Origin of the sequence: Phenylobacterium sp. (assembly GCF_025934275.1) — a bacterium.
GTDB lineage: Bacteria > Pseudomonadota > Alphaproteobacteria > Caulobacterales > Caulobacteraceae > Phenylobacterium.
This window is the reverse complement of the sequence record NZ_JAICYI010000082.1, coordinates 1-11829: the sequence shown is the minus strand read 5'-3', so window position 1 is coordinate 11829 and position 11829 is coordinate 1. Positions and strand designations below refer to the sequence as shown.

Here is an 11829-nt window from a genome sequence, read left to right as displayed (position 1 = left end):
GAGCTTCATGAAGGGCATGGCCGGCCAGTTCTTCAAGGAGTTCGGCCTCACCGTTTCGGTGGCCGTGCTCTTCTCGCTGTTGGTGGCGCGCCTGCTCACCCCGCTGATGGCGGCCTATCTGATGAAGCCCACGTCGCAGCCACATCCGAGGCGGCCGTTCCAGGGCTTCTACCGCCGGGCGCTGGAGTGGGCGCTCGATCACCGGATCGTCGCCTCGGTGCTCGGCGGGCTGATCTTCTTCGCTTCGGTGTTCCTGGTGCCGCTGCTGCCCAAGGGCTTCCAGCCGGCAGGCGACCCCGACTACCTCTACGTGAACATCCAGGGCCCGCCTGGCGCGACGGCCGCGGACATGGGCGCGGTGGCCCGGCGCATCAACGCGGCCTTCCAAGGCGATCCCAATGTCACCGGAGTCTTCGTTCAGGTGGGCTCGACGGCGACGACAGGCTTCCCGGGCGGTGGCGGCGGAGGCGGCGGGGACCTCAGGCGCGGGACGGCCACCATCCTCCTGCGCTCGGACAGGCATGTTTCCGGCGATCAGATCCGCGCCAAATACCGGATGGCGCTGCGCCAGATCCCGGACGCCCGCGTCGACTTCCTGGATTTCCAGGGCCAGGCCGGGGTGCAGCAGATCCTTTCGGGCAACGATCCCGTGGCCCTGAACCGCGCGGCCCTGGAGCTGCAGCGCGAGATGCGGACGCTTCCGATCCTGGTGAACCCCAGGCCTTCCGTGCCGCCGTCCGGACCCGAGGTGGTGATCCGGCCCAAGCCCGCGGAGGCCGCCCGGCTCGGCGTCTCGGCCGACACCATCGCCTCCATCGCCCGCGTCGCGACCGTGGGGGACATCGACGCCAACGTGCCGAAGATGGACCAGGGCGAGCGGCGGATCCCGATCCGCGTGCGCCTGCCGGAGGACGCGCGCGTCGACCTCACCCGCATCGAGGGGCTGAGGCTGCCCACAGCCAGCGGCGGCACGACGCGTCTCGACGAGGTGGCCGACGTGGGCTTCCAGGCGGGCGCCGCCCAGATTTCGCGCCTCAACCGCAAGCGCCAGATCACCATCGAGGCCGGCCTGAACGGCGTCGAGCTCGGCCAGGCGACCGCCGCCATCCAGAAGCTGCCGATCATGCGACATCTGCCGCCGGCCGTCGGGACCGCCGACATCGGCCAGCAGGAGGCGATGCGGGAGCTCTTCTCCTCCTTCGGCCTGGCGATCTTCGCCGGCGTCTCGATGATCTTCGCCGTGCTGGTCCTGCTGTTCCGCTCCTTCTTCAAGCCGGCGGTCATCCTTTCGGCCCTGCCGCTCGCGGTCGGCGGAGCGTTCCTGGGCCTGCTGATGTTCCACCTGTCGCTGTCGGTGCCCTCGCTGATCGGCTTCCTGATGCTGCTGGGCCTGGCGGCCAAGAACTCCATCCTGCTCGTCGAGTACGCCATCGAGGGCGAGCGGGCGGGGCTCTCCCAGCGCGAGGCCCTGCTCGAGGCGTGCCGCGAGCGCGCCCGGCCGATCGTCATGACCACCATGGCCATGGCCGCCGGCATGTTGCCCACGGCCTTTGCGCTGGAGAAGGGGGCGGAGTTCCGCCAGCCCATGGCGGTGGCGGTGATCGGCGGCCTGATCACCTCGACCATGCTGTCGCTGGTGCTGGTGCCGGTGGTCTATGAGTTCGTCGATGACTTCGAGCAGTGGCTGAAGCCGAAGCTCGGGCGGATCGTCACCCCGCCGCTCGCGCCTGCGGCCGCCACGCCCGAGGACAGGCTCTAGTACCGGTCTTCGCTGCGCGAAACCGGGATGACAGGCAAAGACGAAGCGCGCACCGTCCCCTCAAGACGGGAGGCTCTGATGTCCGCGCCCTACAGGATCTACGGGGGTCTCGGCTCGCCCTATTCGATGAAGATGCGCGCGGTGCTGCGCTACCGGCGGATCCCGCACGTCTGGATCTCGGGGGCGCGGCCGGAAGTGATGGCCGAGCTCTATGCCAAGGTGAAGGCGCCGGTGATTCCGGTGATCGTCTTCCCCGACGGGACGGTCATGAACGATTCCACGCCGCTGATCCATGAACTGGAGAGGCGCCACCGGGGCGAGCGCTCCATCGTGCCGGAGGACGAGGCGCAGGCCTTCCTGGCCGGCTTGCTCGAGGACATGGCCGACGAGTGGGGCACCAAGGCCATGTTCCACTACCGCTGGTTTCGCGAGCGGGATCAGGCGCAGATGAGCCGCTGGCTGGCTTTCGACCGGCTGAAGGGCCGCGGCCGGGCTCAGATCGAGGCCGCCGCCGCGGTCTTCCGCGAGCGCCAGGTGGGCCGCATGGCGCTGGTGGGCTGCACGCCCGAGAACGCGGCCCTCATCGAGGCGACCGCCGCGCGCGTCTTCGACCTCCTCGATCCGATGGCGACCGACGAGGGCTTCCTGTTCGGCTCGCGCCCCTCGCTCGCCGACTTCGGCTGGTACGGCCAGCTCACCCAGCTCGGCAGCGATCCCACCCCGCACGACGTGATGCAGGCGCGCGCGCCCTACCTGATGCGCTGGCTGGTCAACATCGACGACGCGAGCGGGATCGAGGGCGCATGGCTCGACCCGGCCGCCGAGCCGACCGAGGCGGTGCGCGGCCTCCTGAACCTCGCCGGCGAGATCTACCTGCCGTTCCTCGAGGCGAACGCCCGGGCGGCCCAGGCGGGCCAGGAGACGTTCACCGTCGAGCTGTGGGGCCAGCCCTACAGCCAGGGCGTGTTCCGCTACCAGGTGAAGTGCCTGGCGGCGTTGCGCGCCGCCTACGCGGCGCTGTCGACCGCCGCCCGCGCGCGGGTGGACCCGCTGCTGAAGACTGCGGGCGCGCTCCGTTCCATGGCCACGGCCGAGCCGGCGTAGGCGACTTCCCGCAACCGCAGATCGGCGCCTATCCTTCGCCCGGGAAACGGGGGAAGGGCGGCCATGGCCGATTTCTCGGCAGGCGAGGCGATCACTTCGGGGTTCAGGCTGATCGGGCGAAACCCGGCGGCGATCCTCTGGTGGGCGGGCGTGCGCATCCTGGTCGGCTTTCTGCCGCCGGCGCTGGCCCTGTGGGCGGTGGCCCCGGACCTGATCGGCTTCTCCCAGCAGATGCTCCGCCAGGCGGCCGAGCACGCCCACGTCTCGCCCGATATGAGCGCCTTCCTGGGGCTGCAGTCGCGTCTAGCGATCCTGCAGCCCATCACACTGATCAGCCTCCTGGTGAACGCGTCTCTGGTCATGGGCGCGATCTATCGCGGGGTGCTCTATCCGCAGGAGCGTCGGTTCGGCTACCTGCGGTTCTCCATGCGCGAGGTCTGGCTGGGCCTCGTGATCGCGGTGCTCTACGTCGCCTTCGTGATCCTGTGCGTGGTCGCAGCCATCGTGGCCGGCGTGTCGGTCGTCGCGGCCGCGACGTCGGTCCAGCACGGCGGAGGCGGGGCGGGCGGGATCGTCGCCGGCGTCATCATCCTGGCCGCCGCGGCGGTCGTGATCTGGCTGATCGCGCGCTTCTGTCTCGCGCTTCCGCTCAGCTTCGACGCCCGGACCTTCGCGATCGGCGAGAGCTGGGAGCTGACGGCCGGACATGCCCTGAAGATCATCCTGACGGGCTTGGCCGTGTTCGTGATCCTGCTCCTGGTCGAGCTGGTGTTCGCGGGCCTGCTGCTCGGCGTGATCGTGGGCGCCGTGACGCATGGCGCGGGCCTGACGAGCTTCCTCCACATGAACCCGGCGGACATGGTGCGACGGGTGCTGCCGTGGGTCCCGCTCTGGATCATCGCCGGCTCGCTCGTGGGCGCGGCGTTCTACGCGATCCTCGCTGCGCCCCTGGCCGACATCTATCGGCAGCTCACGCGGAGCGAGAGAGTCTAGCGCTCGCCGCGGATGATCCGGGCGTAGAGGTCCGGGTCGACGTTGGCGCCGGAAAGCACGAGCGCGACGGTCGCGCCGGGCGGAATGGGCAGCTTGCCGGCCAGCGCGGCGGCGAGCGCCGCCGCGCCGCCAGGCTCGACCACCAGCTTCAAGGTTGTGAAGGCGTAGCGCATGGCCTCCGCCACTTCGGCATCCGTCACCGCCACCGCGCCCGCCAGGTTGCGCTTCAGGATCGGGAAGGTGATCTCGCCCGGGAACGGGCTCTCCAGGGCGTCGCACAGCGAGCGGCCCTGAGGCCTGATGGTGACCCGCGCGCCCTTCTCCAGCGACTGGCGCAGGTCCTCGAAGCCCGCGGGCTCCACGGCCCAAAGCTCGGTCGCAGGCGAGAGCGCCTTCACCGCGAGCGACATCCCGGCCAGCAGGCCCCCGCCGCTGGCCGACGCGGCGACGCAGGCGAGCTTTGCGCCCAGCGCCTCGGCCTGACGCACCATCTCCAGGCCGACCGTGCCCTGGCCCGCCACGATCATAGGATCGTCGAAGGCCGGGACCACGACCGCCCCGCGTTCGGCGGCGACTTCGGCGGCGATCGCCTCGCGGCTTTCCTTCAGCCGATCGTAGAGGCGGATCTCGGCGCCGTAGCCGCGGGTCGCAGCCAGCTTTATCGCAGGCGCGTCCGACGGCATCACGATCAACGCCGGCATGGACAGCAGCCTGGCGGCTAGCGCGACGCCCTGGGCGTGGTTGCCTGAGGAGAAAGCGACGACGCCGCGCTTGCGCTCTTCGGCGGAGAGCTGGACCAGGCGGTTGTACGCGCCGCGGAACTTGAAGGCGCCGACCCGCTGCAGAGTCTCGAGCTTGAGAAGCATCCGACAGCCCAGCCGCTCGTCGAGCGCCGGGCTTTCGATGAGCGGCGTCACGACAGCGTGGCCCGCGATGCGCCGCGCCGCCGCCTCCACCTCGGCGAAGGTGACCTCGGCCGGCCCGCTCACCGGGCGAACACCATGGAATCCTCGGCGAAGGCCTTGAACTCCAGCGCGTTGCCGGAGGGATCGAGGAAGAACATGGTGGCCTGCTCCCCCGCCTGGCCCTTGAAGCGGACCTGCGGCGGGATGATGAACTTCGTCCCCGCCGCCTCCAGCCGCTCGGCCAGGACCTCCCATTCGGGAAGGGACAGGATCACGCCGAAGTGGCGGACCGGCACGTCCTCGCCGTCCACCCGGTTGGTGGCCGTCTGGCGGACCTCGGCGGGCGCGAGGTGGGCCACGATCTGGTGGCCGTGGAAGTCGAAATCCACCCAATCCTCGCTCGAGCGTCCCTCCGGACAGCCGAGCAGTCTGCCATAGAAGGCGCGAGCTTCGGCGAGATCGCGGACCGGGAAGGCCAGGTGGAAGCGCGGGATGTCCATGGCCGGGGTCTTAGACGAAAAGCCGAGGCCGGCGCGAGGGCTTCCGCCGAGCGCGCTCACGGGTAAGCTGAACGCCGTTCTGGGGAGGGCGATTCGTGCATCTGAGACTGGCGGCCGCGGCGGCGCTGGCCGCTCTTGCGTTGGCAGGACGGGCGAACGCGGCCGAGCTCCTCGCGGGCGCCTATGCTCATGACGTGAGCTTCCTCGGCGACGCGATCGGTTCCGGCTCGGCCGACCGCGAGCGCGGCGCCGATTTCGAGCTCGGGGTCCGCTCGGCGCGCATCGCAGCGCTGCATCTGATCGGCGCGCCCCAGGCCCACGTCTTCGTCTCGGTGAACACCCACCGCACCTCGGATCTCGTGGCGGCGGGCCTGTCGTGGCCGCTGCCGCTGGGGCGGACCTTCTACCTTCGCCCGGGGCTTGGCCTCGCCTATACCGACGGCAAGGTGAACCTGCCGCCGGTCAATGCGCCGGGCCTGACCCCGGCCGAGGTCCAGCGCCGGCTGACCCTCTTCCAGACCCGCATCGACTTCGGCTCGCGCGTGCTGTTCGAGCCCGAGATCGCGCTCGGCGCGCACCTTACGCCCCGCTGGAGCGCGGAGCTTTCCTGGGTGCACATCTCGAACGGGCAGATCTTCCACCACGGCAAGAACCAGGGGCTTGACGATGCGGGCGTGCGGATGATCTACGCGCTCGGCGCGGACGGCCGCTGAGCCGCCGCGGCGCACAATCGATCCACGATCCCCCGCCGAGCACCTGTCGAAGGGCGGGCGTGATCCAACCCGGCAGGTTGGAGGGTCGTATCCATGGCCAATGTGACGGTGGTCGGCGCCCAGTGGGGCGACGAGGGCAAGGGCAAGCTGGTCGACTGGCTGTCGAACCGCGCCGACGTGGTGGTGCGCTTCCAGGGGGGCCACAACGCCGGCCACACCCTGGTGGTCGGAAACCAGACCTACAAGCTCTCCCTGCTGCCCTCGGGCGTCGTGCAGGGCAAGCTGTCGGTGATCGGCAACGGCGTGGTGGTCGATCCCTGGCACCTGCTGGAGGAGATCGCCAAGGTCCGCGACCAGGGAGTCGAGATCACGCCAAGGATCCTGGCGCTGGCCGACAACGCCTGTTTGATCCTGCCGCTGCACAAGGACCTCGACCAGGCGCGCGAGGCGGCTGCGGCCAACAAGATCGGCACCACCGGCCGCGGCATCGGCCCCGCCTACGAAGACAAGGTCGGCCGCCGGGCGATCCGTGTCGCCGACCTGGCCGACCGCGAGGCGCTGGAGGCCAAGATCGATCGCCTGCTCGCCCACCATGCCCCCCTTCGGCGCGGGCTCGGCCTGCCCGACGCCGATCCCGCCGCCCTGCTCGCCGAGCTCGAGGCGATCGCGCCCAAGGTGCTGGACTTTGCGCAGCCCGCCTGGCTGCTGCTCGACCGCGTCGTCAAGTCCGGCAAACGGGTGCTGTTCGAGGGCGCGCAAGGGGCGCTGCTGGACGTCGACCACGGCACCTACCCCTATGTGACCTCGTCCAACACCGTGGCCGGGCAGGCGGCCGCGGGCTCGGGGCTCGGGGCCAAGGCCACCGGCTACGTGCTGGGCATCGTCAAGGCCTACACCACCCGGGTCGGCGAGGGCCCGTTCCCGACCGAGCTCAATGACGAGATCGGCCGCCGGATCGGCGAGGTGGGCCACGAATTCGGCACGGTCACCGGCCGCGCCCGCCGCTGTGGCTGGTTCGACGCGGTCCTGGTCCGCCAGTCGGTGGCGCTGAACGGCGTCGCGGGCGTCGCACTCACCAAGCTCGACGTGCTGGACGGGCTGCCGCGCTTGAAGATCTGCACCGGCTACCGCCTCGACGGCCGCGAGCTCGACCATCTGCCGGCCGGTCTCAAGGCCCAGGCCGCCCTGCAACCGGTCTACGAGGAGATGGAGGGCTGGCCGGAGAGCACCCACGGCGCGCGCAGCTTCCGCGATCTGCCGGCGAGCGCGGTGAAATATGTCCGCCGCATCGAAGAGCTGATCGGCGCGCCGGTGGCGCTGCTCTCCACCAGCCCGCAGCGCGACGACACCATCATGATGCGCGACCCCTTCGCGGATTAGCCGCTCCACGCCGCTCGCATCGCGCTGCGCGCCTGCGAGAGGGGCGACTACGGCAGGCCCGCGTGGGCCACGTCGACCGTGGCGATCTCGATCTGGCCGTGGGCCTGGACCCCCACTTCGCCGGGCAGCGACGAGCGGGCGGTGAGCATGAACAACGTCCGGCCGTCCTCGCCGCCCAGCATGCAGGCGAAGCAGGGCATCTCGGTCGCGATCACCTCCTTGACCTCGCCGCCCTGGGCGATGCGGGCGCATTCCGGGGCGATCGGGTTGGCGATCCAGATCGCGCCCTCGGCGTCCAGGCAGATGCCGTCGGGCAGGCGCGGACGCAGCGGCGCCCACTCGCGGCGGTTCGAAAGCGCGCCATCGGCGCCGATGTCGAAGGCGGTGAGGCAGCCGCCCAGCGTCTCGCCGATGATCAGGGTCTTTCCGTCGGGGGTGATCACCGTCCCGTTCGGGAAATGCATATCGGCGGCGGCTTCATGCACGCTGCCGTCCGGATCAACGCGGGCGAGCTTGGCCGCGACGTGATCGGCGATGACGCTCTCGGCGCCGCGCGCGGTGAGCTCGTGGTCGAGGTCGAAGCCGAAGTTGCCGACGTAGGCGCGGCCCTCGGCGTCCACCACCATGTCGTTGCAGTGCCACGTGGCGATGGAATTCAGATCCGCGTGGGTGCGGATCTGTCCGGCGGTGTTTCGCCGCAGCACCAGCCGTCGAGTCATCGAGACCACCAGCAGGTCGCCGTCCGGCGTCCAGCCGAGGCCGGAGGGCTGATCGTCGAGGGTGAACTCGGTGCGCACGTCGCCCGCGGCGGAGACCGACTTGACCGCGTGGGCGTAGAAGTCGCTGAACCACAGCCGCCCGCCATGCCAGCGCGGCCCCTCGCCGAAGTAGATCCCGCCGGTCAGGACCTTCGCTGCTCTGGCCATCTCGCCGCCCTCGAACTTTCGGAAGGGCTCACTTCGAACCTCCGCCCGAGGCTGCGTCAAGCGGCCGCGCTGCGGCGGCGGAACGCCGGTCTCGTAACCGGCTCTTTACCGACGCAGCCCTAGCGATGGGGCTGACGGGAGCGACGGGCTTGTTCGACCGCAACAGCAAGACCATCCAGGCCATGGCGCCGCTGTTGCAGCGGGTGCTGATCGTCGACCCGCAGGTAGCCAACGCCAAGCTGCTCGGCGAGCTGATGCGCAGCATGGTGCGCTGCCAGGTCTGGGCCGCGGCGAGCGGCGCCAAGGCGCTCAAGCTGGCCGGCTCGGTCACGCCCGACGTGATCTTCGTGGAGCTCGCCGGCGAGGGCCTCGACGGCGTCGACTTCACCCGCCGCCTGCGCCGCTCGAACCTGACCTGCCGCGATGCGCCGGTGATCATGGTGACGAGCCAGGCAACGGCGGCGTCGATCCTCGCGGCGCGCGACGCCGGGGTGCACGAGTTCATCCGCAAGCCGTTCACGGTAAAGGATCTCGCGCGCCGGCTGGAAGCGGTGACGCTGCACCCGCGCGACTGGATCGAGGCGGTGGACTACGTCGGTCCCGACCGTCGGCGGTTCAACTCCGGCGACTACGGTGGCCCGCTGAAGCGGCGCTCTGATGCCCCGAAGGCGCCGGAGGCCGCGCGCACAGGCCAGGCGCTGAAGATCCTGCGCTCGGCGATCGGGGCGGCGGAGCGCGATCCCGCGCAGGCGCTGCGGGCCATGCAGACCCAGGCCAAGGAGTTGCAGAAGGCCGCCGCCGCGGCCGGCGACATGAAGCTCACCAATGCCGCCCTCGAGCTAATCCGCTACCTGGGCGAGGTGGAACGCAACGCCGCGTCGTTCACGGTCGCCGATGTCCAGGCCCGCGCCGCGCCGCTGCTCGCCTACCTGCCCCGCGAGGAGCGCAGCTCCGAGGCGGCGTGAGCCGAAAGTCCGAAGCGTCCCGCCAGCTCAGCGGCAGCGCACCTGGCCGCGGTCGATGGAGTGGCCGATCGCGCCGCCGCCCACCGCGCCGATGATGGTGCCCAAGGTGTCGTGGTGCGTGATCGCGTTGCCGAGCAGGCCGCCGGCGATCGCGCCGACCACCAGCCCCGTCGAGCCGTCGCTTCGGCGGCAGTAGTAACGGCCGTCGCTGCCGCGCCAGACCTGGTCGTTGCGCCTCATCCGGCGCTCGTGATGGCGGCGGTGGTCATAGTTGCGCGCCGGGTCCCAGTTCTGGTCGTGGTCGCCATGCCAGCGGTAGTCGGGCTGGGCGACGGCGGACACGGCGAAGCTGCCGGCGGGCAGGGCGATGGCGGCCGCGAGCGCGGCCATGACGGTGTTTTTCATGGCGCAGCAACGGCCCAGCCGGGGCTTCGTTCCGGTCAGGCCGAGACCAGGTTGCGCGCCTCGGCGGCGGCGCGCATCGCCTTCTGCAGCTTCTCGAACGCGCGGACCTCGATCTGGCGCACCCGCTCGCGGCTGACGCCGTACTGCGAGGCGAGCTCCTCCAGCGTGGTCGGATCGTCCCTCAACCGCCGCTCGGTCAGGATGTGCCGCTCGCGGTCGGTGAGCTCGGCCATGGCCTCCTCCAGGAGGCCCATGCGGATCGAGCGCTCTTCGCTCTCGGCGACCACATGCTCCTGGTTGGGCGTCTGCTCGTCGACGAGCCAGTCCTGCCACTCGCTCTCGGAATCGGACCGCAGCGGCGAGTTCAGCGAGGCGTCGCCGCCGGACAGCCGGCGGTTCATCGAGATCACTTCCTCGTCCAGCACGCCGAGCTTGGTGGCGATCTGGCGCACCTGGTCGGGGTGCATGTCGCCTTCCTCGAGCGCGGAGATCTCGCTCTTGGCCTTCCTCAGGTTGAAGAACAGCTTCTTCTGGGCCGCCGTGGTGCCCATCTTCACCAGGCTCCAGGAGCGCAGGATGTATTCCTGGATCGCGGCGCGGATCCACCACATGGCGTAGGTGGCGAGCCGGAAGCCGCGGTCCGGGTCGAATTTCTTCACCGCCTGCATGAGTCCGACGTTGCCCTCGGAGATCACCTCGCCGATCGGCAGGCCATAGCCGCGGTAGCCCATGGCGATCTTGGCGACCAGCCGCAGGTGGCTGGTGACCAGACGGTGGGCGGCTTCCGGGTCCTCATGCTCCTGCCAGCGTTTGGCGAGCATGAACTCCTCGTCCTTGTCGAGCATCGGGAACTTGCGGATCTCGGACAGGTAGCGACTGAGGCCGCCTTCCGGCGACATGACGGCGAGCGCGTTGGCGGCCATGGATCATCCCCTCTTATTCCCGGACGTTTCGGGCCGTGGCGCGCGGCGCACACAGGACCACCCGCCCCCTCCAACCTATGAGATAGGAGTAGGGTTGCGGCGGCGGTAGGTCGCGAGCGGGGAGGCGGCGACCCGAAAATGTCCGACTGCTCTACTTGGTTATTATTAGCTCTCGATGACGGCGCCTTCAAGGCAAGCTTTCTCACAGGGACTGATAGTTAAGCTCGATCGCCAGCATGCCGGCCTTGATCCGGCGCAATCAGCGCGGGAGCCTCGCCAGGCGTCGCTCCAGCTCGGCCATGTCCGCGGGCGGCTGGCTCTCGAACCGCAGCGCCTCGCCGGTGACGGGATGGCGGAAGCCCAGCACCGCCGCGTGCAGCGCCTGGCGCGCCAGGCCCGCGTCGGCCATCGCCCGGCGCACCGGCTCGGCGGGCGGGCCGGAGCCGTACAGCGGATCGCCAAGGCACGGGCAGCCCTTTGACGCCAGATGCACGCGGATCTGGTGGGTGCGCCCCGTCTCCAGTCGGCAGGCGAGCCGGGCGGCCAAGGGCTTTGCGTCCGGGCCGAACGTCCGTTCGGTGAGATAGTGGGTCACGGCCGCGCGGCCGCCGGATTTCACGAGCGCCATCTTCTTGCGGTCGTGCGGCGAGCGGCCGATGGCGCCCTCGATGGTCCCTCGCTTGGGGCTGGGCGCCCCGCGGACCAGGGCCAGGTAGACGCGCTCGATGTCGTGGGCGGCGAACAGGGCCGAGAGTCCCTGATGCGCGGCGTCGGTCTTGGCGGCGACGACGATGCCCGAGGTGTCCTTGTCGATCCGGTGCACGATCCCGGGGCGGGCGACGCCGCCGACGCCCGCGAGGCTCGCGCCGCAATGGGCGAGCAGGGCGTTGACCAGCGTGCCGGCCTCGCTGCCGGGCGCGGGGTGCACGGCCATCCCGGCGGCCTTGTCGACCACGATCAGGTCCGCGTCCTCGAACAGCACGCTCAGCGGAATGGGCTCGGGCTTCGGCTCGGCGGGCTCCGGCGGCGGGACCTCAATCTCGTAAACCCCGGGGGCCGCGCGGGTTGAGGGGCCCGCCAGCGGCTGGCCGCCGAGACGCACTCTCCCCTCGGCGATCAGGGCCTGCAGCCGCGCGCGGGAGAGGTCCGATAACCGCGCCGCCAGCGCCTTGTCGATCCGCTCGCCGGCCTCATCGGGCGAAAGGGCCACCGTCCGCAGGTCCGCGGCCGCCGCCTCGAGCGGCTCCTCCGCCTCG

The 11829-nt window shown here is 70.5% G+C and carries 12 protein-coding genes; 6 read left to right on the top strand and 6 right to left on the bottom strand.

Annotation, left to right across the window (positions count from 1 at the left end):
• The 3 genes from Q0W60_RS16420 to Q0W60_RS16410 form a co-directional block, all read left to right on the top strand.
• Positions 1 to 1759: efflux RND transporter permease subunit (locus Q0W60_RS16420; RefSeq protein WP_297697163.1), on the top strand; the 1759-nt coding region annotated here is incomplete at its 5' end.
• A 78-nt stretch (positions 1760 to 1837) separates the two neighbouring features.
• Positions 1838 to 2863 carry a glutathione S-transferase family protein gene (locus Q0W60_RS16415; RefSeq protein ID WP_297697162.1) on the top strand — a complete coding sequence of 342 codons (1026 nt, stop codon included), beginning with the start codon at positions 1838 to 1840 and terminating at the stop codon, positions 2861 to 2863.
• 63 nt (positions 2864 to 2926) lie between these two features.
• The gene (locus tag Q0W60_RS16410) at positions 2927 to 3856 is read left to right on the top strand and encodes a hypothetical protein (protein WP_297697161.1); all 930 of its coding nucleotides are present in this window, start codon (positions 2927 to 2929) and stop codon (positions 3854 to 3856) included.
• Here Q0W60_RS16410 and Q0W60_RS16405 read toward each other — a convergent pair.
• Both Q0W60_RS16405 and Q0W60_RS16400 read right to left on the bottom strand, forming a co-directional pair.
• Complete coding sequence (locus Q0W60_RS16405; RefSeq protein WP_297697160.1) at positions 3853 to 4845, bottom strand: threonine/serine dehydratase; 993 nt, start codon at positions 4843 to 4845, stop codon at positions 3853 to 3855. The two genes, Q0W60_RS16410 and Q0W60_RS16405, sit on opposite strands and share 4 nt — an antisense overlap.
• On the bottom strand, positions 4842 to 5261 hold the full coding sequence (locus tag Q0W60_RS16400; protein WP_297697159.1) for a VOC family protein: 420 nt from the start codon (positions 5259 to 5261) through the stop codon (positions 4842 to 4844). Before Q0W60_RS16400 ends, Q0W60_RS16405 begins: the two co-directional genes overlap by 4 nt.
• A 95-nt stretch (positions 5262 to 5356) precedes the next feature.
• Here Q0W60_RS16400 and Q0W60_RS16395 point away from each other — a divergent pair, with 95 nt between their 5' ends.
• Positions 5357 to 5974 carry an acyloxyacyl hydrolase gene (locus Q0W60_RS16395; protein WP_297697158.1) on the top strand — a complete coding sequence of 206 codons (618 nt, stop codon included), beginning with the start codon at positions 5357 to 5359 and terminating at the stop codon, positions 5972 to 5974.
• Positions 5975 to 6067: 93 nt separating this feature from the next.
• On the top strand, positions 6068 to 7354 hold the full coding sequence (locus tag Q0W60_RS16390; protein WP_297697157.1) for an adenylosuccinate synthase: 1287 nt from the start codon (positions 6068 to 6070) through the stop codon (positions 7352 to 7354).
• Between the two features lie 47 nt (positions 7355 to 7401).
• Here Q0W60_RS16390 and Q0W60_RS16385 read toward each other — a convergent pair whose 3' ends face one another.
• Positions 7402 to 8280 carry an SMP-30/gluconolactonase/LRE family protein gene (locus Q0W60_RS16385; protein ID WP_297697156.1) on the bottom strand — a complete coding sequence of 293 codons (879 nt, stop codon included), beginning with the start codon at positions 8278 to 8280 and terminating at the stop codon, positions 7402 to 7404.
• 149 nt (positions 8281 to 8429) lie between these two features.
• Here Q0W60_RS16385 and Q0W60_RS16380 point away from each other — a divergent pair, with 149 nt between their 5' ends.
• On the top strand, positions 8430 to 9245 hold the full coding sequence (locus tag Q0W60_RS16380; protein WP_297697155.1) for a response regulator: 816 nt from the start codon (positions 8430 to 8432) through the stop codon (positions 9243 to 9245).
• A 27-nt stretch (positions 9246 to 9272) separates the two neighbouring features.
• Here the strand turns inward: Q0W60_RS16380 and Q0W60_RS16375 are convergent, their stop codons facing one another.
• The 3 genes from Q0W60_RS16375 to Q0W60_RS16365 form a co-directional block, all read right to left on the bottom strand.
• Positions 9273 to 9650, bottom strand: a complete 378-nt coding sequence (locus Q0W60_RS16375; protein WP_297697154.1) for a glycine zipper 2TM domain-containing protein — start codon at positions 9648 to 9650, stop codon at positions 9273 to 9275.
• A gap of 35 nt (positions 9651 to 9685) precedes the next feature.
• The gene (rpoH, locus tag Q0W60_RS16370; RefSeq protein ID WP_297697153.1) at positions 9686 to 10573 is read right to left on the bottom strand and encodes an RNA polymerase sigma factor RpoH; all 888 of its coding nucleotides are present in this window, start codon (positions 10571 to 10573) and stop codon (positions 9686 to 9688) included.
• A 259-nt stretch (positions 10574 to 10832) separates the two neighbouring features.
• On the bottom strand, positions 10833 to 11792 hold the full coding sequence (locus Q0W60_RS16365) for an RluA family pseudouridine synthase (protein WP_297697164.1): 960 nt from the start codon (positions 11790 to 11792) through the stop codon (positions 10833 to 10835).
• Positions 11793 to 11829: the final 37 nt, after the last annotated feature.